Raw genomic sequence first — 23,621 nt, 5'->3', positions numbered from 1 at the left:
AGCGACCTTATCGGCCGCCGCCGACATCGCTCGTCCCGCGGTCGAGGGGAGTACTTGCGCGGGCGTGATCGTCACCAGGCGGCAACAGCGCGGGGTGGGGGTGAGTGCGCAGGGCTGAGTACGCGTACCCATGCGGTGAGATGAGTACCCGTACGGATGGGCTTCCACCTGCGGGAACGAGAGAGTGGAGGCACGGGAAGGGGCGCGGCTCCGGTACCGCCGACACGGGGCGGCGGAACGGCTCTCGCGCTCTTACCGCTCCTTCCGTCGACGCGAGTCGGCGGGAGCGAGGCACGGGGGCGTACGGGGGAACGAGGAAGCGCCGGTTCGAGGTGGCCCGCGGGGGACGCGGCCAGTTCGGACCGGCGCTCTCGTTTCCGCGACGCCGACCCGGTCAGCCGTTCCCGCTCACGCGGCCCTGCAGCAGCCGGGACAGCGCCGCGTGGACGTCGTCCAGCGAGCGCTCCGGCTGGAAGGCCTTCCAGTCCAGCGCGGCCACCAGAACCATCCCGACCAGGGCGGACGCCGTCAGGCCGACATCGATCTCGTCGCTCAGTTCGCCACCCTCGACACCGTCGCGGAGCACCCCCTCGACGACGGCGACCGCCTCCCGCCGGACGACCATCAGGGTGGACTGCCAGGCGCGGTTGGTGCGCCACAGCTCGGCCACGTACAGCTGGGTGAAGGACGGGTAGCGGTCGATGAAGACCAACCCGGCCCGGATCATCGCGTCCAGGGCGTCGACCCTGCTGCCGCCCTCCTGCGCGGTCCGCTCGGCCGCCTCGCGGAGGGAGGCGGTGAGCAGTCCCACGCCGTGCCGCAGCAGCTCCTCGAAGAGGACCGACTTGCTCGCGAAGTTGTAGTAGACCGTGCCCTTGGCGACTCCGGCGCGCTCGGCGATCTCGTCCACCGTGGTGGCGGAGAACCCCTGCTCCGCGATGAGGGTGACGGCCGCTTCGTAGAGTTTCTGCCGGGTCGCCTCGCGGCGGCCCCCGCCTGCGCCGCCGGGGGCGTTGCTGCTTTCCATGGCCCTGATTGTCACAGGAACCGTGCCGTGCGCGGGAACACTGCCGTGCGGGGTCACAGACTCAACTCCGGGTGCAGCCGGTCCAGGGTCCACACCTGCTTGCGGCGGGCCGACAGCGCGGTCAGCGCGAGGGCGCCCACGGTGAAGGCCATCAGCACCGCGCACGCCTGCCACACCGGGCCCAGACCGCCGCCCGTGATCAACCGCCTGAGGGCGTCCACGACATGGCTCATCGGCAGGAAGGGGTGGACCGCGTTGAAGAAGTCGGGGCTGGTCTGCACGGGGTAGGTGCCGCCCGCGGACGTCAACTGGAGCATCAGGAAGGCGAGGACGAGGATCCGGCCCGCCGCCCCGAAGCGCGCGTTGAGCCACTGCACGATCGCCGCGAAGCACGCCGTCACCAGGAACAGGAAGCCCACCGTCCCGGCCGCCCGTGCCATCTGCAGGCCGACCGCCCAGTGCAGCACCGCCATCAGCGCGACCGTCTGCAGCACGCCCAGCGCCGCCACCGGCAGCCAGCCCGCCAGCGCGATCCGCCACGCCGAGGCACCCGCCGCGAGGGCCCGCCGGTTGAGCGGCTGGATCAGCATGTACGCCACCATCGCGCCCACCCACAGGGAGAGCGGGATGAAGTACGGGGCGAAGCCGGTGCCGTAGTTGGGCGCCTTGTGCAGGTCCCTGGTGGCCAACTGCACCGGATCGGCCATCACTTCGGTGCGCTGGTCGCGGTCCTGCTCGTCGTAGTCGGGGATCCGTTCGGCTCCCTCGTGCAGACCGCCCGCGAGCTTGCCGGAGCCGTCGGCCAGCTTGTACATGCCGCCCTTGAGGTCGACCGCGCCCGTCTTCAGATCGCCGATGCCGGTGTCGAGGTGCTCCGCGCCGGTCTTGGCCGTGCCGAGGCCGGTGTGCAGCGTCTTCGCACCCTTGGCGACCCTCCTGGCGCCCTTGTCGAGCGCGTCGATCTTGGCGACGGCGTTGTCGAGGTCGGTCGAGAGGGTGGGCGCCGCCTTCGCGAGGGCGCGGGCCTGCTTCTCCAGGTTCCGCAGGTCCTCGTCGAAGGCCTTCATGTCACCGTCGTAGTTCTTCACCACGGTGTCGACGTCCTCGGCGAGCGTGGCCGCCTCCGCCGCCGCGTCCTTCGCCTTCTTCAGGTCCGTGCAGGCCGCATCGGGCAGGACGGCCGTCTCGCAGCGGCGCTCGTAGACGTCGTCCAGGGTGTCGGAGGCGGTACGGGTGCCGGTGGCGGCGGCCGGCGCCGTCTTCACGAACGCGTCGAGGTGCCCCCGGATCGTGGCCGCCGAGTCGGCGACCAAGGTGGCGGTGTCGGCGATCGTGTCGCCGTTCTCGTTCAGGAAGGGCCGCACCTGGTCCGCCGCGGCGCCCACCTTGTCGGCGAGCTTCCCGGTGCCGTCCGCGACCTGCTGGGCACCGTCCTCCAGATCGCCCGCCCCCTCGTCCAGGTCCTTCAGCCCGCCGGACAGCTTGCCGCTGCCCTCCTTGGCCGTCCTCAGCCCGTCCGCGAGGTCCTTGGAGCCCTGCTCCGCCTTGTCGATGCCGCCCTTGAGGTCGTCGGCGCCGTCCGCCGCCTCCTCGGTCTTGCCGTGGATGTCCGAGAACGAGATGAAGATCCGGTCCAGGAACGACCGCGAGGCCTTCGTCGACGCCGCCGTCCGCACCTCCGAGAACACCGTCCGGGAGATCTGGCCGACGATGTAGTTGTTCGCGTCGTTCGTCCGCACCTGGAGGGCGCTCGTCTGCGGCACGTTCCCCGAACTGGACGCGATCCGCTCGCTGAAGTCCTTCGGCATGGTCAGCGACAGGTAGTACGTGCCGTCCTCGACGCCCGCCCGGGCCTCGGCGGCGCTCACCCGGTGCCACTCGAAGGTGTCGCTGTCCCGCAGCCCCTTGGCGATGTCGTCGCCCGCGGTCAGCCGCTGCTTGCCGGCCGACGCGCCCCGGTCGTCGTTGACCAACGCCACGGGGATGCGGTCCAGGCGACCGTAGGGGTCCCAGAAGGACCACAGGTACAGGGCGCCGTACAGCAGCGGCAGCAGCAGGAGCGAGACCAGCGCGGCGCGCGGCAGCTTCCCCCGGCCGAACCGCCTGAGCTCAAGCGCGGCCAGTTTCGGCGAGCGCATCGGCCGTCTCCTCGTCGTCGGATTCGTCGTCGGATTCGTTGTCGTCGTTGGTCTTGCGACCGCTGTTCTCGTGGCCGCCGCTCCGGCCGTCGGATCGCTCGTCCTGCTTGTCCTGCTCGTCCTGGGAGCCTTCGTCGTCGGTGCGCTCTTCTCCGGGGCTCTCGTCGCTCCCCGGTTCCCCGGGCGTCGTCGAGACCACCACCGCGCCCTTCGGGGCCTCGCTGCACACCGCCACGACCGTGAGCCCGGCCTCGGTGAGGGACGTCAACAGGGCCCACATCTCCGTCCGTTCGGCGTCGGAGAGCTTCAGGTCGGTGTCGTCGACGCCGAGCAGCCGGGGCCGGCCGACGAGGGCGAGGGCGACCGACAGGCGCAGGGCCTCCATCCGGTCGAGGTCGCGCACGGCCGTCCGGGAGCCCTTGGGGAGCGCCTCGCGGTCGAGCCCGGCGGCGGTCGTGGCCGCCGCGATCCGGTCCTTCAGCTCGGCGTCGCGATCGGCCCGGGAGCGCAGCAGCCCGCGCAGGGTGCCGTCGAACCGCCGCTGCATCAGCGCCCGTTCACGCAGGTGCTCCCCGACGGTCAGGGCCGGGTCGAGGTCCGTCACCCCGGGGACGTGGGCGAGGGCGCTGACGCGGCGCACGGCCGCCATGCGCTTCGGCAGGTGCAGGGAGCCGACCGTGGCCCGGCCCTCGCTCGGCTTCATCCGGCCGGTGAGCGCGAGCAGCAGACACGTCCGCCCCGACCCGGAGGGGCCCGCGATCGCGACCAGCGAACCGGCCTCCGCGTCGAACCCGACGCCCCGGAAGGCCCAGCCGCGCGGCCCCCTCAGCCCGAACCCCTCCGCCTTGAGCCCGCACCCCTCCGCGCCGAGGGCGACCGCGCGAGCCGCCCCCCGCCCGGGGTCCGCTTCCCCTGCCTCAGCCATGCCCCGAAACCCCTCTGCCCCGCCTTTGAACTGACTGGTCAGTGCAAAAACTACTCCGAACCTTTGAACGAAGCAAAAGCGCAGGTCAGAACGGATTGTCAGTGGCATACCTCACGATGGGCACATACGGCACCTCGCGACAGAGCGTGCCGTCCGCAGACGACAGGAGGTTCGTCATGGCCAGCTATCACGCAGCAGCCGCCAACCGGCGCCGCGCCACCGGCCCTGCCCCCTCACTGACCGGCCCGGCGAGCGACGTGCACCCCGTGCTGCGCCGGGCGACGGCCCCGCCCGCCGCCCTCGACCTGCTCGCCCAGGCCCGCTCCGGACTCGACGAGGCGTCCGGCCTCCGCATGCCCAACGAGCGGTACGCCACCGCCCACCTCGCTGCCCTGCGCACCGCCGCCGCGGTGCTCGCCGCCCGGGGCCGCCCCGAACCCACCCCGAAGCGCCGGGCCAAGATCCGGAGCGCCTGGGAAGTGCTCCCCGAGATAGCACCCGAACTCGCCGAGTGGAGCGCGCTGTTCGCCTCCGGCGCCGCCCGCCGGGCCCGCGCGGAAGCCGGCATCCAGGGCGCGGCGAGCGCCCGCGACGCCGACGACCTCATACGCGACGTGGCGATGTTCCTGCGCCTGGTCGAACGGATGCTGGTGCTCCAGCCGGTGCTGCCCCAACCCCGGCAGGACAGCGGCCCGGAGGTCCCGGACGCGGGCTGAGCGACCGTCCCGGCGCCGCCCATTAGGGTTGGGGGCACCAGCACCCTCCGTCACGGCCGCCGGCCCGACGGAGACGCAAGCCCATCGCTCCGCCGCACACCAGGCGGTGCCGCGCCGAGGAGTCAACTGCCGTGTCGGACCCGATGCGACCCCGCGCCTCTCTCCGTACCGCCGTGGTCTGGGAGGTCCTCCAGGACGCCCTCGACCGCCGGGTGAAGGCGACGGGGCGTGAGTCGCTCGACGTACTGGACACCGGGGGCGGCAGCGGCAGGTTCGCGGTGCCCGCCGCCCGCTTGGGCCACCGGGTCACCGTCGTCGACCCCAGCCCGAACGCGCTGTTCGCGCTGGAGCGGAGGACCGCCGAGGCCGGGGTCGCCGACCGGGTCCGTGGCGTGCAGGGCGACGCCCACGGCCTCTTCGACGTCGTCGGGCGCGGCGAGTACGACGCCGTGCTCTGCCACGGCGTCCTGGAGTACGTGGACGACCCCGCCGAGGGCATCGGCAACGCGGTCGCCGCGCTGCGCCCCGAGGGCGTCCTCAGTCTGCTCGCCGCCGGTCTCGGCGGCGCCGTCCTCGCCCGCGCCCTCGCCGGGCACTTCAAGGAGGCGCGGCAGGCGCTCGCCGACCCGAACGGACGCTGGGGCGAGGGTGATCCGGTTCCCCACCGCTTCACCGCCGAACAGCTCACCGCCCTGGTCGAGGGGGCGGGCCTCCAGGTCGCCGCCGTGCACGGCGTCCGGGTCTTCGCCGACCTCGTCCCCGGCGTGCTCGTCGACACCGAGCCCGGCGCCCTGGACGCCCTGCTCCAGCTGGAGGCGGCGGCCGCCGAACTGCCCGCCTTCCACTCCGTGGCCACCCAACTTCATGTGCTGGGTGAGACGCGAGGGGCCGCCGAGTCCTGAGCCGGCTCCCGCGGCGGACGAGCCTGCCCCGCTGATCAGGGGCTCGGCGGCGGATGGAGTACGCCACAGGCCCCCCGATCGGGCGCTCGGAGCCGTATGATCGAGGGAGACCGTTCCGGCATGACGGGCCGTTCGCTGGGGAATTCACCCCTCAGCGAGTCGGGGTGCCATGGCGGGTTCCGGTTGGCGAATTGGCGTAGAGGGGCGGGTTTCAAGGGGGCGATTCCCTGCCTATCCTGAAGAGGACCCCCCGGGTCGCCCCGGCGACCGCACGATGAGGAGGACTCCGTGCCGCTCTCAGAGCACGAGCAGCGCATGCTCGAGCAGATGGAGCGAGCGCTGTACGCCGAAGATCCCAAGTTCGCGTCAGCGCTTGAGGGAAGCGGGCTGCGTACGTACACCCGGCGGCGGGTCTACCAGGCGGTCGCGGGCTTTCTGGTGGGTATCGCGCTCCTCATGGCCGGAATGGTCGCACAGCAGATCTGGGTCAGCGTGGTGGGATTCCTCGTCATGCTGGGCTGCGCCGTGCTCGCCGTCACCGGTTGGCGCAAGGCCCCCAAGCCGGGTGAGCAGCCCGCCGGTGCCGCAGGCTCCGCCGGTGCGCGTCGGCAGACGCGACAGCGCCGCTCCATGATGGACCGAATCGAACAGCGCTGGCAGCGCCGTCGTGACGAGCAGGGCGGCCACTGAGCCGGCCGAGACGCCGACCCGACAGCCACAGCTGAACACGGACGAAGGGTGACCACCCCAGCGGCGGTCACCCTTCGAGCATGCCCGCACGCGAACGCCCGCGCATCAGAGCGCCGCCTCAGGGGCTGCATGTGCGGGCGTTCGCCTGCGGGCATCGACCGCAGACCCTCGACCGCAGACCTTCGGCCGCCGACCACCGACCCTCGGCCACCGACCACTGACCACCGGCCTTCGAACAACGGGCGCCGCCTCGCTGGCGCGCCCCCGGATGGGCGAACGGTCCTGTCCCCGCCGGGCGAACCCGGCGGGGACAGGACCGTGACGCGTCGGCGCTAGCCGTTCCTGCTCGGTGTGGGGCGTCGCCACGGCGGGCGTGGCGTGGGGAGCCGGGACAGCAGCTCGTCCCTGGTGTTCGCCCAGCGGGCCGCGAAGGCCCACGCCACCCGGACGGTCGAACGCGGCAGCAGCAGTGCCCGCAATCTGGTGCGGCGGCCCGCGTGGGCCCTGAGACCGACCCCGACCTGGTGCGCGTCCCGGGCGAGACCCGCCGGCACCTGCGGACGCGGAGCGAAGAGGACCTGCTCCACCGCCGCCGCCACCCGGTGCACAGCCTCGGCGGCGGCCGGTTCCAGCTCCCCGAGCCGCACGATCCGCGCGGCGGCCTTACGGGGCGTCTGCGACTCGTCGGGCGCGATCCCGTAGTCCCACGCCGTGTCGGCCACCTCCTGCCAGGCGGCCAGCGCATGAGCCGCCGCGGCTTCCGTACGGCCGAACGCGGTGGCCCTGTCGGGCGCTGGGGAGCCCGGCGCCTCGCTGCCCTCGTGGGTCACCTCCCGCGCGACGGCGGGCTCCTGGGCCCCCTTCGGCACCGCGCCCTGGTGCGCGCCCAGCCGCACGGACCGGACCCGCAGCCGCCACAGCATCGGCAGCAACGGGATCGCCAACACCAGAAGCGCTCCCGGGAGGATCAGCAGCGTCCAGGGCGAGAAGAACACCAGCCCCCAGAACGAGCGCTCCTCGTCGTCCGAACCCGGCAGGGCCGCCGCGGACTCGGTCCCGCAGGCCCCCAGCTTCGCCTCCTGCGGCGTGCAGCTCTCGCTCGCCGACGGCTCGGCCGACGGCGCCGTGGACGCCGACGACGTGGGACGGGGCACCTCGGGCAAACCACCCGTACCGGTGTCCTCGGGCACCGTGTACTCGGGCGTCGAACCCCGGTTGGGGGTGGGCTCGAAACGAGTCCAGCCCACGCCCTCGAAGTACAGCTCGGGCCAGGCGTGCGCGTCGCGCAGACCCACCGACATCGTGCCGTTCGTCTGCGGGGTGCCGGGGGTGAAGCCCACCGCCACCCGGGCCGGTATGCCCAGCGTGCGGGCCATGGACGCCATCGCGAAGGAGAAGTGGACGCAGAAGCCCTCCTTGTCCTGAAGGAACCGGGCTATCGCCCGGGCGCCCGTGCCCGACCGCACCTCTGTGTCGTAGGTGAACTCGCCGCTGAAGGCGAACCAGTCCTGGAGCTTCACCGCGCGCTCGTAGTCGTTCTTCGCGCCTTCGGTGACCTCCAGCGCGGTCCGCGCCACCACCGGCGGCAGCGAGGCCGGCACCTTGGTGTACTCCCGCCGCAGCGACGGCGGCGGCTGCGGTGCCGAGGCCAGCTGCTCCGCCGTGGGCTCCACGATCAGGCTCTCGACCTTGTACTGGGCGCCCTTGGTGTCCTGGCCGTGGTCACCGACGAGGGTGCGCCCCACGGGCTCGTACCGCCAGTCGCCGTCGATGTCCACGCTGGTCACCGGGTACGGCATCGGCAGCCAGTTCTGCTCGTAGTCCTCCGACGCGACGATCCGGGTCTCGATCGACGTCCGCTTGACGTCGGAGGCGAGACCGGTCGGGGTGCCGAAGTCGTCCGGGACCCCCGTGATGGAGCGCTCGGTCGGGGTCCACGAGGTCCCGTTGAAGTTGTCCAGGGAGACGATCCGCAGATACATCTCCTGCACGTTGTCGGTGTTGGTGCGGTACGACAGGACCTGGCGGTCCTCGTCCACGTTCAGGCTGCCGCGCAGCTGCACCACCGGGTTCACCGCGGCGATCGTGCCGCCGCCACCCGAGCCCCCGCCGAGACCGGCGCCCGTGCCGTCCAGGAGTCCCCCGTCGAGGGAGGGCAGCCCGAGCGGCACCACCAGGGCGATGCCCAGTGCGACCGCGCCGATGCGCCGCCCGGTGCGCACGGGCGCCACGGGGCCGCTCGCGGACTCCGGGCGCTGGTGGCCCTGGGGAGCGCCGCCGAAGACCCTGCCCCACTGCGAGAGCCGGTCGCGGCTCTCGGTCAGGAGCAGCAGCAGATAACCGGCCGAGGCCAGCACGAACCACAGCCACGCGGCGCCGTCGGAGAGTCCCGCCGCGACCGAGTACAGCGCGAGCAGGGGGAGGCCGGCGGGGGCGGCGCTGCGGAACGTCACCGCGAGGGCGTCCACCAGCAGGCCTATCACCAGCACACCGCCGATGATCATCAGCCGGATGCCGTCGGTCAGCGGCGCCGGGGTGGCGTACCGCCCGACGTCCTCGGCGCCGCTCTGCAGCAGCGTCGCGAAGTACTGGAAGGCCTCGGGGCCGGGGACGATCCCGGCCACCGCCCGCTCCCGGGCGAAGACCAGCGTCAGCATCATCAGGGTGACCAGGGCCTGGGCGGCCACGGTCAGCGGCCGGGCCAGCGGGACGCGCCGGGTGAGCGCTCCCACCCCGGTCTGCACGCCCAGCATGAGCGCCGCCTGGATGATCCATGTCGCCGGGTCCACCAGCGGCAGCAGTGCGCACGCCGCCATGATCGTGGCGGCCCAGGCGCACAGCGCCAGTCTCGCCCGCCCGCTCATGACCGTCCCTCCGTACCGCTCCCGGACATCACTCCGGTGCGCTGTCTGTCCGCCTGGCGCCACAGGTCCGTCAGCGAGGCGCCGCGTGGCACGGTCAGCGCCGTCCAGCCCGCCTCGTGCAGCAGCCGCAGCGACTCCTCGCTCGCGCTCCCGGCACCGGGCACCTCACCCGGTTCGGTCGTCCATGCCTCGCTGTCCAGCAGGAAGGCGACCGCCCCACCGCTGCGCTGGCGCATCTTGCCGATCACCGTCGCCTGCTCCTCGTCGAGGTCGCCGAGGAAGGCGACCAGCAGCCCCTCGTTGCCGCCGCGCAGCACGTCGTACGCGGGCGACAGGCTCGTGCCGGCGGAGTGGTCGATCACCGCGAGGGTGTCCATCATCAGTCCGGCCGCGTCGGCCGACTCCTGACTGGCGCCCGCGAACCCGTCGGCGCCCTCGCCGGGCACCGAGCTGCCGGTGTCCGTCAAGAGCCTGACGGAGAAGCCCCGTTCGAGCATGTGGACCAGCATGGAGGCGGCGCCGGAGACGGCCCACTCGAAGGCGGAGTCGGGGCCCGCGCCGAGGAACGCCTCGGCCCGGGTGTCCAGCAGCACCGTGCAGCGGGCGCGCTGCGGCTGTTCCTCGCGGCGCACCATCAGCTCGCCGTAGCGCGCGGTCGAACGCCAGTGCACCCGGCGCAGGTCGTCGCCGTGCCGGTAGTCGCGCGGGATCACGTCGTCGTCGCCGGCCAGTGCCAGCGAGCGCTGCCGCCCGTCGCCGTACCCCTTGGCCTCGCCGCTGAGTCGCACCGGCGGCAGCGCCTCCACGCGCGGGACGACGGTCAGCGTGTCGTACGTCGAGAAGGACCGGGTCAGCTCGCACATGCCGAACGGGTCGGTCAGGCGCAGCTGGAGCGGGCCCAGCGGGTAGCGGCCGCGCAGATCGGAGCGGACCCGGTACGACACCTCGCGGCGACCGCCCGCCTCCACCCGGTCCAGCACGAAACGGGGGCGCGGACCGAGCACGTACGGCACCCGGTCCTGGAGCATCAGCAGCCCGGTGGGCAGCCGCGAGACGTTGTCCATCCGCAGGTGGACACGCGCCTCGCTGCCGGCGGGCACGCGTGCGGGGGAGAGGCGGCGGCTGCCCGCGACCCGGTACCGGGTGCGGTACAGCACGGTCGCGCAGACCAGCGGCAGGACGGCGAGCAGCAGGCCGACCCGGAGCAGATCGCTCTGCCCGAGGACGTAGGCGCAGACCGCGGCCGCCACGCCGGCCGCCAGGAAGGAGCGTCCGCGCGTGGTGAGGCCGGCGAGGGCCGTGCGCAGCCCGCCCTTGTCCTGTTCCGGGGCGGGCGCCGGCCCCGCGGTGGTCATCCAAGCCTCCGCGGCGGCTGCTGCGGATACGCGGGCGTGGCGTGGATCGAGCCGTACCCGCTCTGTGCCTGGGGGGCCTGCGGCACGGGGGTGCGCTGCAGGATCTCCTGGACCACCTGCTCCGGCGTGCGCCGGTTGAGCTGCGCCTGGGCGGTCGGCAGCAGCCGGTGGGCGAGGATGGACACGGCCAGCGACTGGATGTCGTCCGGCAGGGCGTACTCCCGGCCGCTGAGGGCGGCGGTCGCCCTCGCCGCACGCAGCAGATGCAGCGTGGCGCGCGGCGAGGCGCCGAGTCTGAGGTCCGGATGGGTGCGGGTGGCGCCGACCAGGTCCACCGCGTACCGCCGCACCGTCTCCGCGACGTGGACGCCCCGGACCGCCTCGATCAGCTTCACGATCTCGTGCGCGTGCGCCACCGGCTGCATGTCCTCCAGCGGCGAGACCCCGCCGTGGACGTCGAGCATCTGCAGCTCGGCCTCCGGGCTCGGGTAGCCGACGGAGACGCGGGCCATGAAGCGGTCGCGCTGGGCCTCCGGCAGCGGGTAGGTGCCCTCCATCTCCACCGGGTTCTGCGTGGCCACCACCATGAAGGGGCTCGGCAGCTCGTACGTGGTGCCGTCGATCGTGACCTGGCGCTCCTCCAGGGACTCCAGGAGCGCGGACTGTGTCTTCGGCGAGGCGCGGTTGATCTCGTCGCCGATCACGATCTGCGAGAAGATCGCGCCCGGCTTGAACTCGAACTCCTTGCGCTGCTGATCCCAGATGGACACACCCGTGATGTCCGACGGCAGCAGGTCCGGCGTGAACTGGATACGCCGCACCGAGCAGTCGATGGACCGCGCCAGTGCCTTGGCCAGCATGGTCTTGCCGACGCCGGGTACGTCTTCGATCAGAAGATGTCCCTCGGCGAGCAGCACTGTCAGCGAAAGCCGTACGACCTCAGGCTTGCCCTCGATCACTTGTTCGACAGAACTGCGGACACGCTCCACAGTGCTGGTCAGATCAGTGAGGCTCGCTCGATCGTCATAGGTCGTCACCCGGCCCTCCTCGGCCCGTTCTTTCTCCGGGCCGTCGCTCTGCGATGCGGACCGGCCCACCCCGAAACACGGACACCACGCGTGAACTGCTCAGCGTGACGCCACACCCGCATTCTTGCTGCCGTTACCAATCCGTGTCACTCGCCTGTGGATAACCGTCCTCGATATGTCAGGTTTGTGGTGTTCTGTCGGACGAGATGCCAGCAGATTGACAGGAAAACCGGGCTGCGCGGAACCGCCCTCGGGCGGTAGGAGGGCGGTTCCGGCCTACGGTTCGACAGGGCTCACGCCGCGTCGATCTCCCGGAGCAGGCCGGTCTTCACGTCGAAGACGAAACCGCGCACGTCGTCGGAGTGCAGCAGGAACGGGTTGGTGCGGATCCGCTGCATGGACTGGCGTACGTCCTGGTCGACGTCGCGGAAGGACTCCACCGCCCACGCCGGGCGCTGGCCGACCTCCGCCTCCAGCTCGGTGCGGAAGTCCTCGGTGAGGGACTCCAGGCCGCAGCCGGTGTGGTGGATGAGGACGATGCTGCGGGTGCCGAGCTTGCGCTGACTGATGGTGAGGGAGCGGATCACGTCGTCGGTGACCACGCCGCCCGCGTTGCGGATGGTGTGACAGTCGCCCAGCTCCAGGCCGAGCGCGTCGTGCAGGTCGAGGCGGGCGTCCATGCACGCCACGACCGCGACACGCAGGACGGGGCGGGCGTCCATCCCGGGATCGGTGAACGCGGCGGCATAGCGCTGGTTCGCCTCGACGAGGCGGTCGGTGACGGTGCCGTCGGATATGGCGCCTTCGGGGCCGGTGGGAACTGCTGCGGAGGTCGTCATAGCGAAGACGGTACTGGTCACGACCGCTGAGGGCGCTCTGTGAGAGAGGACAAAGAACGTCATTGAGCCTTGTTGTGAGGTAACCCACAGGAGTGGCGGGATCGCGGCCGTACGGGTGATTTCGCCGGACTCGCGGCTTCGTCCGGACCGGCGCCGCGACGCGCAGGCCGGTTGATTGACCGCGCGGGGCCGTGGACTAAAGTGACGCCGAGCGGGAGGCGGGGCCGGACGGCAAGGTGACGACGGCCCCCACGTCCCCCGCTGGACCGAAACCCAAGGAGAACCGGCGACAGCCCGGCGTCTCCCCGCGTGCGCGGCGCGTACGTGCGGCTCGCGCCGGACCTGAGAGGGCCCCTTGAGCAACAGCCGCCACGTCCCCGTCATGCTCCAGCGTTGTCTGGACATGCTGGCCCCGGCCCTCACGGCGCCCGGCGCGGTGGTGGTCGACTGCACGCTCGGCCTCGGCGGCCACAGTGAAGCGCTCCTCACCCGGTTCCCCGAGGCTCGCCTCGTCGCCCTCGACCGGGACAAGGAGGCCCTGCGCCTCTCCGGCGAACGCCTCGCCCCCTTCGGCGAGCGCGCCACCCTCGTGCACGCCGTCTACGACGAACTCCCCGACGTGCTCGACCGCCTGGGCCTCCCGCGCGTCCAGGGCGTCCTGTTCGACCTGGGCGTCTCCTCCATGCAACTCGACGAGGCGGACCGGGGCTTCGCGTACGCCCAGGACGCGCCCCTCGACATGCGCATGGACCAGACGACGGGCATCAGCGCCGCCGAGGTCCTCAACACCTATCCGGCGGGCGAACTCGTCCGGATCCTCAGGGCGTACGGCGAGGAGAAGCAGGCCAAGCGGATCGTCTCCGCGATCGTGCGCGAGCGCGAGAAGGAGCCGTTCGCCAACAGCGCCCGACTCGTCGAACTGATCCGCGACTCCCTGCCGCAGGCCGCCAAGCGCACCGGCGGCAACCCCGCCAAGCGCACCTTCCAGGCCCTGCGCATCGAAGTCAACGGCGAACTCACCGTCCTGGAACGGGCGATCCCCGCCGCGGTGAAGGCCCTCGCGGTCGGCGGCCGGATCGCCGTGCTGTCGTACCACTCGCTGGAGGACCGGCTGGTGAAGCAGGTCCTCGCGGCCGGAGCCGCCACCACCGCCCCGCCCGGACTGCCCGTCGTCCCCGAGCGCTATCAGCCGAGGCTCAAGCTCCTCACCCGTGGTGCCGAACTTCCCACCGAGGAAGAGGTCGCCGAGAACCGGCGCGCCGCCCCCGCGCGTCTGCGCGGGGCGGAACGCGTACGGGAGGACGTCGCATGAGACGCGTGACGCGCATCGGCCGCGTGCAACGCACAAGGCGGACGAGGCGGACGAGGCGACCGCACACGGTGTGAAGGGGACGGTGAGTGAGGCCGACAAGCGAACTCGCGGGGACGCCGGGCGAGTCCGGCACCCGACCCCACAGGGAGGGCGCGTGAGCAGGAAACCCGAACTGAGGGGCCGGGCGGCCCGTCTCGCGCGGCTCCTGCCCACGCGGACCCAGGGCGCCGCCCGCACCCCCTTCGTGCTCCTTGTCGTCCTCCTCCTGGGCGGCGGCCTCATCGGCCTCCTCGTGCTGAACTCCGCGCTGAGCGAAGGGTCGTTCAAGCTCGACGACCTCCAGGACGACGTGAAGAGCTACACCGACGAGGAACAGGCGCTCCAACGGGACGTGGACGCCTACTCCGCGCCCGACGCCCTCCAACGCCGCGCCCGCGAGCTGGGCATGGTCCCCGGCGGCGACCCCGCCTTCCTCGACCCCGACGGCACGGTCAAGGGCGTCCCGAGCGCCGCCCAGCAGACCGCGGCCCGGATGCCGCTCGTCCTCGCGCCCGAGATCCTCGACCCCGGCCCGCCCGCGAGCCCCACGCCCTCCGGGAGCCCGACACCCCCCGCGAGCCCGACGTCCTCCGGCTTCCCGACGCCGCCCTCCACGCCGACGCCGACCGGGCCCGAGCCGCAGTCGCACGCGCGGACGCCGCAGCCCCCGGGCACCCCCGCCGTGACCCCCACGACCCCGCCCGCACAGCCCACCCAACTCCCGACGACCCCCGGCAGGTGACGGAAGTGGCCGATTCAGGCAGGCAGCCCCCCCGCCGCCGCGTACCCGGACCAGCCAGGCCCGTACGACCGGGCGGCCAGCAGCGCCGACCGGGACCCGGCGCCCGCCCCGCCGCACAGCGCCGTCCGGCCACACCGCGACAGCCGCCCGGGCGCACCATCCGGCTGGGCAGCCCCCGTCCCCGGCTGCGCATGGTGAGTCTCGCGCTGACCCTGGTGATGATCGCCTTCGTCGTGCGGCTGCTCCAGGTACAGGCCGTCGACGCGAGCGAGTACGCGGCCAAAGCCGACCAGAACCGTTACGTCGGCCGGGTGCTGGCGGCCGAGCGCGGCGGCATCACCGACCGCAACGGCGTCGCCCTGGCGATGAGTACCGACGCCAACGACATCACCGCCGATCCGACGATGTTCACGCGCGAAGAGCTGAAGATCGACGACGGGCCCGAACAGGCGGCCGCGCTCCTCGCGCCGATCCTCGGCGCCGACCAGGAGACGATCACCGAGAAGCTCCGCACGAAGAACACGCGCTATGTGCTGCTCGCCCGTCGTCAGACCCCCCAGGTCTGGAACCAGATCAGCGACCTGAAGACCGCGCTCGTCAAGCGGGCCGCGGACGAGAAGGGCACGGTCAACGTCCTGGCGGGCGTCTTCCAGGAGCCCAGCAGCAAGCGCGTGTACCCCAACGGCGACCTCGCCGCCGGGATACTGGGCTGGGTCAACGCCGAGGGCAAGGGCGGCGGCGGTATCGAGCAGCAGTGGAACAGCCGTCTGTCGGGCAAGGACGGCAAGATCCGCTACGCCCAGTCGGGCGGCCGTCTCGTGCCCACCGCGGGCTCCACCGAGACCCCGGCGGTCGCCGGCTCCGACGTCGAGCTGACCATCGACCGCGACATCCAGTGGGCCGCGCAGAACGCCATCACCGAGCAGGTGAAGAAGTCCAAGGCGGACCGCGGTTACGTGATGGTGCAGGACACCCGCACCGGCGAGATCCTCGCCATGGCCAACTCGCCCGGCTTCGACCCCAATGACCTCACCAGAGCGAACCCGGAGGCGCTCGGCAACGCGGCCCTCCAGGACGCCTACGAGCCCGGCTCCACAGCCAAGGTCATGTCGATGGCCGCCGTGCTGGAGGAGAACGTCGCCACCCCCGGCACCCATGTCACCGTGCCCAACCGGCTGCACCGGGGCGACCGGCTCTTCAAGGACGACATCGACCACCCGACCTGGTACCTGACGCTCAACGGCGTCCTCGCCAAGTCGAGCAACATCGGCACGATCCTCGCCACCGGCGAACTCGGCCGGAACCAGCAGGAGTCCAACAAGATCCTCTACGACTACCTGCGCAAGTTCGGCCTCGGCGACTACACCGGTCTGGGCTTCCCCGGCGAGACCAAGGGCATCCTCGCAGCGCCCGGCGACTGGTCGACCTCGCAGCAGTACACGATCCCGTTCGGCCAGGGCGTGTCGATGAACGCCATGCAGGCGACCTCCGTCTACTCGACCATCGCGAACGGCGGCGTACGCGTCGAACCGACCCTCGTACGGGGCACCAAGGGGCCCGACGGCCGCTTCACCCCCGCACCGAAGCCGGGGAAGACCAGGGTCGTGAGCGAGAGGACGGCGAAGACCCTCGCCCGGATGCTGGAGTCCGTCGTGGACGACGAGGAGGGCACGGGTACCAAGGCCCGCATCCCCGGCTACCGGGTCGCGGGCAAGACGGGTACGGCCAACCGTGTGGATCCGGCCACCGGCAGATACCGGGGCTACACCTCGTCGTTCGCCGGGTTCGCGCCCGCCGACAAGCCACGGATCACCGTCTACTGCGCGATCCAGAACGCCACCAAGGGCAACTACTTCGGCGGCCAGATCTGCGGCCCCATCTACAAGGAGGTCATGGAGTTCGCCCTGAAGACCCTCCAGGTGCCGCCCACCGGGGCCAAGCCCGCGAACCTGCCCGTCACCTTCGCCCCCTGACCCGCCTCCCGTCCCCACCCCGATCCGCCCGCCGATCAGCGCAACAGCCAGGAACCGACTCGTGACCATGATCACTCCCGACCCCGGGAACCACGCCTTTGAGCCCCGCTCGCACAAACCCTCGCTTCGCCCCGGCGGGGGTGCGCCCGGTACGCTCACCGCCGTGCCACACGCTGATCAGTCCCAAACCACCCAGAAGGACGTTCCCGTGACATATCCGGGACCGCCCAGGCCGGCCCACGCCTCCGCCACACCCCTCGCGGAACTCGCCGGTCAGCTGGGTGCCGAACAGCCGGCGAGCGCGGACACCACCCAGGTCACGGGCATCACCCACGACTCGCGTGCCGTCCGCCCCGGCGACCTGTACGCCGCCCTGCCCGGTGCCCGTCTGCACGGAGCCGACTTCGTCGACCAGGCCGTCGGCCTCGGTGCCGTCGCCGTCCTCACCGACCCCGGCGGTGCCGAGCGCGCCGCCGCGGCCGGGCTGCCCGCCCTCGTCGTCGAGAACCCGCGGGCGCGGATGGGCGAGCTGGCGGCCACCATCTACGGCCGGCCGGGCGGCGACCTGCTGCAGATCGGCATCACCGGCACCTCGGGCAAGACCACCACCGCCTACCTCGTGGAGGGCGGTCTGCGGACCGTCCGCTCCACCGGACTCATCGGCACCGTCGAGATGCGCATCGGCGACGAGCGCATCAAGTCCGAGCGGACCACCCCCGAGGCCACCGACCTCCAGGCCCTGTTCGCCGTCATGCGCGAACGTGGTGTGGACTCGGTCGTCATGGAGGTCTCCAGCCACGCGCTGGTCCTCGGCCGGGTCGACGGTTGTGTCTTCGACGTCGCGGTCTTCAACAACCTCAGCCCGGAGCACATGGAGTTCCACTCCGGCATGGAGGACTACTTCCAGGCCAAGGCGCAGCTCTTCACCCCGGAGCGCAGCAGGCTCGGCGTCGTCAACCTCGACGACGAGTACGGCCGTCGGCTCGTCGACGAGGCCACCGTCCCGGTCGTCACCTTCTCCGCCGAGGGACACCCCGACGCCGACTGGCGCGCCGAGGACGTCCGGGTCGGCCCGCTGGACTCGACGTTCACCGCGGTCGGACCCAAGGGCGAGCGGATCGTCGCCAGGTCGCCGCTGCCGGGCGCCTTCAACGTCGCCAACACCCTCGCGGCCGTGGCCGCGCTGGCCGTGGCCGGCATCGACCCGCAGACCGCCGCCGACGGCATCGCGGCCGTACCGGGTGTGCCGGGCCGGCTGGAGCGGGTGGACGCCGGGCAGCCGTACCTCGCGGTCGTCGACTACGCCCACAAGACGGACGCCGTCGAGTCGGTCCTCAAGGCGCTGCGCAAGGTCACCGAGGGCAGGCTGCACGTCGTGCTCGGCTGCGGCGGCGACCGGGACACCACCAAACGCGGCCCGATGGGTGCCGCCATGGCCCGGCTCTCCGACACCGCCGTACTGACCTCCGACAACCCCCGCTCCGAGGACCCCCTCGCGATCCTCGCGACCATGCTCGAGGGCGCGGCGTCCGTGCCGGCCCACGAGCGCGGCGAGGTCCTCCTCTTCGAGGACCGGGCCGCCGCGATCGCCGCGGCCGTGGCCCGCGCGCGGCCGGGCGACACCGTGCTCGTCGCGGGCAAGGGCCATGAGCAGGGCCAGGACATCGCCGGCGTGGTCCGTCCCTTCGACGACCGCCAGGTGCTCCGCGAAGCTATCCAGCAGACCCAGGGATGAACTTGTGATCGCCCTCTCTCTCGCCGAGATCGCAGAAGTCGTCGGCGGGCAGACGCACGACATACCGGATCCGTCGGCGCTGGTCACCGGACCGGTCGTCCGGGACTCCCGTGAGGTGGAAGCCGGCAGCCTCTTCGTCGCCTTCGCGGGCGAGCGCGTGGACGGACACGACTTCGCGGCCGCGGTCGTCGAGGCGGGCGCGGCAGCGGTGCTGGCGTCCCGCCCCGTCGGCGTGCCCGCGATCGTGGTGCCGGACGTGCAGGCGGCGCTCGGCGCCCTCGCCCGGCACGTCGTGCGCAAGCTCGGCACGACCCTGGTCGCCCTCACCGGCTCCGCCGGCAAGACCAGCACCAAGGACCTGATCGCCCAGGTGCTCCGGCGCAAGGCGCCGACGGTGTTCACGCCCGGCTCCCTCAACAACGAGATCGGGCTGCCCCTCACCGCCCTCAGCGCCACGGAGGAGACCCGTTTCCTCGTCCTGGAGATGGGCGCCCGCGGCATCGGCCACATCCGGTACCTCACCGAGCTGACCCCGCCGAGGGTCGGTCTCGTGCTCAACGTCGGCACCGCCCACATCGGCGAGTTCGGCGGTCGCGAGCAGATCGCGCAGGCCAAGGGCGAGCTGGTGGAGGCGCTGCCGTCCGCGGAGGAGGGCGGTGCCGCGATCCTCAACGCCGACGACCCCCTCGTGCGCGCGATGGCCTCCCGTACGAAGGCCCGGGTGATCCTCTTCGGAGAGTCCGGCGAAGCGGACGTACGCGCCGAGAACGTGACGCTCACCGAGGCCGGACAGCCCTCGTTCAGGCTTCACACACCCTCCGGTGCAAGCGATGTGACCATGCGCCTGTACGGTGAGCACCACGTGTCGAACGCGCTCGCCGCGGCCGCCGTCGCCCATGAGCTGGGCATGTCCGCAAGTGAGATCGCCACCGCGCTCTCCGAGGCGGGCTCCCTCTCCCGCTGGCGCATGGAGGTCACCGAGCGCCCGGACGGCGTGACGGTCGTCAACGACGCCTACAACGCGAACCCCGAGTCCATGCGGGCCGCTCTGCGCGCGCTCGCGGCCATGGGCAAGGGGCGGCGGACCTGGGCGGTGCTCGGCAAGATGGCCGAGCTCGGGGACGAATCGCTCGCCGAGCACGACGCGGTCGGACGGCTCGCCGTCCGGCTCAATGTCGGCAAGCTCGTCGCGGTCGGGGACAGGGAAGCGTCCTGGCTGCAACTGGGCGCATACAACGAGGGTTCGTGGGGTGAGGAGTCGGTGCACGTGTCCGACGCACAGGCGGCGATCGACCTGTTGCGCAGTCAGTTGCGCCCGGGAGACGTCGTACTCGTGAAGGCGTCCCGGTCGGTCGGGCTCGAGAGCGTGGCGCAGGCGCTGCTCGACAGCGGCAACGAGGGCGAGGTTGCCGCCCGATGATGAAGCAGATCCTGTTCGCAGGAGTCATTGGCCTCTTCCTGACCCTGGTCGGCACCCCGCTGCTGATCAAGCTGCTGGCCCGCAAGGGCTACGGCCAGTACATCCGCGACGACGGCCCGCGCGAGCACGCCAGCAAGCGCGGTACGCCGACCATGGGTGGTATCGCCTTCATCCTGGCGACGATCGTCGCGTACTTCCTCGCCAAGGTGATCACGGGCCAGCCGCCGACCTTCTCCGGTCTGCTGGTGCTCGGCCTGATGGGCGGCATGGGCCTCGTCGGCTTCCTCGACGACTACATCAAGATCGTCAAGCGGCGGTCGCTGGGTCTGCGGGCCAAGGCGAAGATGGCCGGCCAGCTGATCGTCGGCATCGCCTTCGCGGTCCTCGCGCTGCAGTTCCCGGACGCCCGCGACCAGACCCCGGCCTCCACCAAGCTCTCCTTCGTCCAGGACTTCGGCTGGACGATCGGCCCGGTGCTCTTCGTCATCTGGGCCCTGTTCATGATTCTCGCCATGTCGAACGGCGTGAACCTGACCGACGGTCTGGACGGCCTCGCCACCGGCGCCTCCGTGCTCGTCTTCGGCGCGTACACGTTCATCGGTGTCTGGCAGTTCCAGGAGTCCTGCGCCAACACGCAGACCCTGACCAACCCGTCCGCCTGTTACGAGGTACGAGATCCGCTCGATCTGGCGATCGTGGCCTCCGCGCTGATGGGCGCCTGCCTGGGCTTCCTGTGGTGGAACACCTCGCCGGCCAAGATCTTCATGGGCGACACCGGCTCGCTCGCCCTCGGCGGCGCGCTCGCCGGTCTCGCGATCTGCTCCCGCACCGAGCTGCTCCTCGCGCTCCTCGGCGGCCTGTTCGTCCTCATCACCATGTCGGTCGTCATCCAGGTCGGCTCGTTCAAGCTGACCGGCAAGCGGGTCTTCCGGATGGCCCCGCTCCAGCACCACTTCGAGCTCAAGGGCTGGTCCGAGGTCCTGGTCGTGGTCCGCTTCTGGATCATCCAGGGCATCTGTGTGATCGTCGGACTGGGCCTCTTCTACGCGGGATGGGCAGCGGACAAGTGACCGACTGGCAGGGCAAGCACGTCACCGTCGCCGGGCTGGGCGTCTCGGGCATCCCGGCGGCCAAGGTCCTGCACGGCCTCGGCGCGGCCGTCACGGTCGTCAACGACGGCGACGACGAACGCGCCCGCGCGCAGGCCGCCGAACTGGAGGCGCTCGGCATCACCGTGCGCCTCGGCGACGGCGCGACCCTGCCGGAGGGCACCGAACTCGTCGTCACCGCCCCGGGCTGGAAGCCGGACAAGCCGCTCTTCACGGCCGCCCGCGCGGCCGGCCTGGAGATCTGGGGCGACGTCGAACTCGCCTGGCGGCTGCGGGGCCCCGACGCCGCCCCCTGGCTGGCCGTCACGGGCACCAACGGCAAGACCACCACCGTCCAGATGCTCGCCTCGATCCTGACGGCGGCGGGCCTGCGCACGGCCGCCGTCGGCAACATCGGGGTCTCGCTGCTGGACGCGGTCCTCGGTGACGAGGAGTACGACGTCCTGGCCGTCGAGCTCTCCAGCTACCAGCTGCACTGGGCGCCCTCCCTGCGCGCCCACTCCGCCGCCGTGCTCAACCTCGCCCCCGACCACCTCGACTGGCACGGCTCCATGGAGGCGTACGCCGCCGACAAGGGCCGCGTCTACGAGGGCAACCGGATCGCCTGCGTCTACAACGTCGCCGACAAGGCCACCGAGGATCTGGTGCGCGAGGCGGATGTCGAGGAGGGCTGCCGGGCCATCGGGTTCACGCTCGGCACGCCCGGCCCGTCCCAACTCGGTGTGGTGGAGGGCATCCTGGTCGACCGTGCCTTCGTCGAGAACCGGCAGAAGAACGCCCAGGAACTCGCCGAGGTCTCGGACGTGAACCCGCCGGCCCCGCACAACATCGCCAACGCCCTCGCGGCGGCCGCCCTCGCCCGCGCCTACGGGGTGCCCGCCGCGGCCGTACGCGACGGTCTGCGGGCCTTCACCCCGGACGCCCACCGCATCGCGCATGTCGCCGACGTGGACGGCGTGGCGTACGTCGACGACTCCAAGGCCACCAACACGCATGCGGCGGGGGCCTCGTTGGCGGCGTACGAGTCGATCGTGTGGATCGCCGGCGGACTCGCCAAGGGAGCCACCTTCGACGAACTCGTCGCCGGTGCCGCCGGGCGGCTGCGGGGCGTCGTGCTGATCGGCGCGGATCGCGCGCTGATCCGGGAAGCGCTCGCGCGACACGCGCCCGAAGTGCCGGTCGTCGACCTCGACCGGACCGACACTGGGGCGATGCTCGCCGCAGTCCGCGAGGCGCGGACGCTGGCACGGACGGGCGACACGGTGCTGCTGGCGCCGGCCTGTGCGTCGATGGACATGTTCGTCAACTACAACAGGCGTGGGGACGCGTTCGCGGAGGCTGTGCGCGAACTGGCCTCCACGGACGGCTGACCCGGCCCGGCTTCGCCTGGCGGCGCCGGGTGAGACTGGGAGGGACGCGTGACACGGAACTGGTCGGTCGGCGGCGAGGGCGCCCCCGATGCCGAGTAGCCGTACGAGCCGTGCGCCCCTCCAGCGTGTCACCCGGCGGCCCCCCGTCCCCCGGCCGCCGCGCGAGAACCCCCTGCGGCGGCTGCACACCCGGGCGCGCAAGGCCTGGGACCGGCCGCTGACCGCGTACTACCTGATCCTCGGCGGCAGTCTGCTGATCACCGTGCTGGGGCTGGTGATGGTCTACTCGGCCTCGCAGATCACCGCCCTGCAGAAGTCGCTGCCCGGGACGTTCTTCTTCCGCAAGCAGTTCCTCTCGGCCTCGATCGGCGCCCTGCTGCTGCTCGTGGCCTCGCGGATGCCGGTCAAGCTGCACCGTGCGCTGGCGTATCCGATCCTGGCCGGCTGTGTGTTCCTGATGGCCCTGGTTCAAGTGCCCGGGATAGGGCAGTCGGTCAACGGCAACCAGAACTGGATCGCCGTCGGCGGCTCCTTCCAGATCCAGCCCAGCGAGTTCGGGAAGCTGGCGCTCGTACTGTGGGGTGCCGACCTGCTGGCCCGCAAGGAGGACAAGCGGCTGCTCACACAGTGGAAGCACATGCTGGTGCCGCTCGTTCCGGTGGCGTTCCTGCTCCTCGGGCTGATCATGCTCGGGGGTGACATGGGCACCGCGATCATTCTCACGGCGATCCTGTTCGGCCTGCTGTGGCTCGCGGGCGCCCCGACGCGGCTCTTCGCGGGCGTGCTGTCGGTCGCCGGACTCCTCGGGCTCGTCCTGATCACCACCAGCGAGAACCGGATGGGCCGCCTGGCCTGCATCGGAGCCACCGAGCCCCGGACCGGCGCCGACTGCTGGCAGGCCGTGCACGGCATCTACGCCCTGGCGTCGGGCGGAATCTTCGGCTCCGGGCTCGGTGCCAGTGTGGAAAAATGGGGCCAACTCCCGGAAGCGCACACCGACTTCATCTTCGCCGTCACCGGTGAGGAACTGGGCCTCGCGGGGACGCTGTCGGTGCTCGCCCTCTTCGCGGCTCTAGGCTATGCGGGTATCCGCGTGGCCGGACGCACGGAGGACCCCTTCGTCAGGTATGCCGCGGGAGGCGTGACCACCTGGATCACCGCTCAGGCGGTGATCAACATCGGTGCGGTGCTCGGTCTGCTGCCGATCGCCGGAGTCCCGCTCCCGCTGTTCTCCTACGGGGGATCCGCCCTGCTGCCGACCATGTTCGCCATCGGGTTGCTCATCGCGTTCGCGCGCGACGAACCCGCTGCGCGGGCGGCGCTTGCGATGCGGCAACCTCGCTTTGGTAGAAAACGAGGCGGCGGCCCTTCGGGGCCCGGGAGATGGAACACGATGCGACGGCGTGTCTCGGCACGTTCGTCCGGAGAGCGGTGAAT

Annotated in this window: 19 protein-coding genes; 12 read left to right on the top strand and 7 right to left on the bottom strand. The window is 71.8% G+C overall.

Going from position 1 to position 23,621, the window contains the following annotated elements:
• Positions 1-394 precede the first annotated feature (394 nt).
• Genes GWK25_RS30945 through GWK25_RS30935 form a run of 3 tightly spaced genes read right to left on the bottom strand, consistent with a single transcriptional unit; the run spans position 395 to position 4,090 of the window.
• A complete protein-coding gene (locus GWK25_RS30945; RefSeq protein ID WP_215454670.1) occupies positions 395-1,027 on the bottom strand; it encodes a TetR/AcrR family transcriptional regulator in 633 nt (210 codons plus the stop codon).
• 53 nt (positions 1,028-1,080) lie between these two features.
• Positions 1,081-3,165, bottom strand: coding sequence for a YhgE/Pip domain-containing protein (locus tag GWK25_RS30940; RefSeq protein WP_215454669.1), 2,085 nt, complete (start codon positions 3,163-3,165; stop codon positions 1,081-1,083).
• On the bottom strand, positions 3,137-4,090 hold the full coding sequence (locus tag GWK25_RS30935; protein ID WP_215454668.1) for an ATP-binding cassette domain-containing protein: 954 nt from the start codon (positions 4,088-4,090) through the stop codon (positions 3,137-3,139). Before GWK25_RS30935 ends, GWK25_RS30940 begins: the two co-directional genes overlap by 29 nt.
• 176 nt (positions 4,091-4,266) lie before the next feature.
• On the opposite strand from GWK25_RS30935, the gene GWK25_RS30930 reads away from it, so the two are divergent.
• The 4 genes from GWK25_RS30930 (at position 4,267) to GWK25_RS30915 (ending at position 6,619) form a co-directional block, all read left to right on the top strand.
• Positions 4,267-4,806 carry an SAV_6107 family HEPN domain-containing protein gene (locus GWK25_RS30930; RefSeq protein ID WP_215454667.1) on the top strand — a complete coding sequence of 180 codons (540 nt, stop codon included), beginning with the start codon at positions 4,267-4,269 and terminating at the stop codon, positions 4,804-4,806.
• A 131-nt stretch (positions 4,807-4,937) separates the two neighbouring features.
• Positions 4,938-5,708 (top strand): methyltransferase, encoded by a 771-nt coding sequence (locus GWK25_RS30925; RefSeq protein ID WP_215454666.1) that lies wholly within the window; start codon positions 4,938-4,940, stop codon positions 5,706-5,708.
• 288 nt (positions 5,709-5,996) lie between these two features.
• Positions 5,997-6,398, top strand: coding sequence for a DUF3040 domain-containing protein (locus GWK25_RS30920; RefSeq protein WP_184895187.1), 402 nt, complete (start codon positions 5,997-5,999; stop codon positions 6,396-6,398).
• 80 nt (positions 6,399-6,478) lie between these two features.
• Positions 6,479-6,619, top strand: a complete 141-nt coding sequence (locus GWK25_RS30915) for a hypothetical protein (protein WP_215454665.1) — start codon at positions 6,479-6,481, stop codon at positions 6,617-6,619.
• Positions 6,620-6,730: 111 nt separating this feature from the next.
• Here the strand turns inward: GWK25_RS30915 and GWK25_RS30910 are convergent, their stop codons facing one another.
• From GWK25_RS30910 to GWK25_RS30895, 4 genes are all read right to left on the bottom strand, one after another.
• On the bottom strand, positions 6,731-9,262 hold the full coding sequence (locus tag GWK25_RS30910) for a DUF3488 and transglutaminase-like domain-containing protein (protein ID WP_215454664.1): 2,532 nt from the start codon (positions 9,260-9,262) through the stop codon (positions 6,731-6,733).
• Complete coding sequence (locus tag GWK25_RS30905) at positions 9,259-10,617, bottom strand: DUF58 domain-containing protein (protein WP_215454663.1); 1,359 nt, start codon at positions 10,615-10,617, stop codon at positions 9,259-9,261. The genes GWK25_RS30910 and GWK25_RS30905 overlap by 4 nt, the downstream gene beginning before the upstream one ends.
• Positions 10,614-11,654 (bottom strand): MoxR family ATPase, encoded by a 1,041-nt coding sequence (locus GWK25_RS30900; protein WP_215454662.1) that lies wholly within the window; start codon positions 11,652-11,654, stop codon positions 10,614-10,616. The genes GWK25_RS30905 and GWK25_RS30900 overlap by 4 nt, the downstream gene beginning before the upstream one ends.
• 284 nt (positions 11,655-11,938) lie before the next feature.
• Positions 11,939-12,484, bottom strand: coding sequence for a carbonic anhydrase (locus GWK25_RS30895; RefSeq protein WP_215454661.1), 546 nt, complete (start codon positions 12,482-12,484; stop codon positions 11,939-11,941).
• 355 nt (positions 12,485-12,839) lie between these two features.
• Between GWK25_RS30895 and rsmH the strand changes: the two genes are divergently transcribed.
• From rsmH to ftsW, 8 genes are all read left to right on the top strand, one after another.
• Complete coding sequence (gene rsmH, locus GWK25_RS30890; RefSeq protein WP_215454660.1) at positions 12,840-13,796, top strand: 16S rRNA (cytosine(1402)-N(4))-methyltransferase RsmH; 957 nt, start codon at positions 12,840-12,842, stop codon at positions 13,794-13,796.
• Between the two features lie 154 nt (positions 13,797-13,950).
• Entirely contained in the window at positions 13,951-14,577 is a 627-nt protein-coding gene (locus tag GWK25_RS30885) for a hypothetical protein (RefSeq protein WP_215454659.1), read from the top strand.
• Positions 14,578-14,768: 191 nt separating this feature from the next.
• Positions 14,769-16,550, top strand: coding sequence for a penicillin-binding protein 2 (locus GWK25_RS30880; protein ID WP_251829110.1), 1,782 nt, complete (start codon positions 14,769-14,771; stop codon positions 16,548-16,550).
• A 61-nt stretch (positions 16,551-16,611) separates the two neighbouring features.
• Complete coding sequence (locus tag GWK25_RS30875; RefSeq protein WP_215454657.1) at positions 16,612-18,285, top strand: UDP-N-acetylmuramoyl-L-alanyl-D-glutamate--2,6-diaminopimelate ligase; 1,674 nt, start codon at positions 16,612-16,614, stop codon at positions 18,283-18,285.
• A 4-nt stretch (positions 18,286-18,289) separates the two neighbouring features.
• Positions 18,290-19,705, top strand: a complete 1,416-nt coding sequence (gene murF, locus GWK25_RS30870; RefSeq protein WP_215454656.1) for a UDP-N-acetylmuramoyl-tripeptide--D-alanyl-D-alanine ligase — start codon at positions 18,290-18,292, stop codon at positions 19,703-19,705.
• Complete coding sequence (gene mraY / locus GWK25_RS30865; protein WP_215454655.1) at positions 19,702-20,775, top strand: phospho-N-acetylmuramoyl-pentapeptide-transferase; 1,074 nt, start codon at positions 19,702-19,704, stop codon at positions 20,773-20,775. The genes murF and mraY overlap by 4 nt, the downstream gene beginning before the upstream one ends.
• Entirely contained in the window at positions 20,757-22,184 is a 1,428-nt protein-coding gene (gene murD, locus GWK25_RS30860; protein ID WP_215454654.1) for a UDP-N-acetylmuramoyl-L-alanine--D-glutamate ligase, read from the top strand. The genes mraY and murD overlap by 19 nt, the downstream gene beginning before the upstream one ends.
• 88 nt (positions 22,185-22,272) lie before the next feature.
• Positions 22,273-23,619 (top strand): putative lipid II flippase FtsW, encoded by a 1,347-nt coding sequence (gene ftsW / locus GWK25_RS30855; RefSeq protein ID WP_215454653.1) that lies wholly within the window; start codon positions 22,273-22,275, stop codon positions 23,617-23,619.
• Positions 23,620-23,621: the final 2 nt, after the last annotated feature.

Source organism: Streptomyces sp. ATCC 21386 (assembly GCF_018728545.1).
Classification (GTDB): domain Bacteria; phylum Actinomycetota; class Actinomycetes; order Streptomycetales; family Streptomycetaceae; genus Streptomyces.
This window is presented reverse-complemented; position numbering and strand designations above follow the sequence as displayed.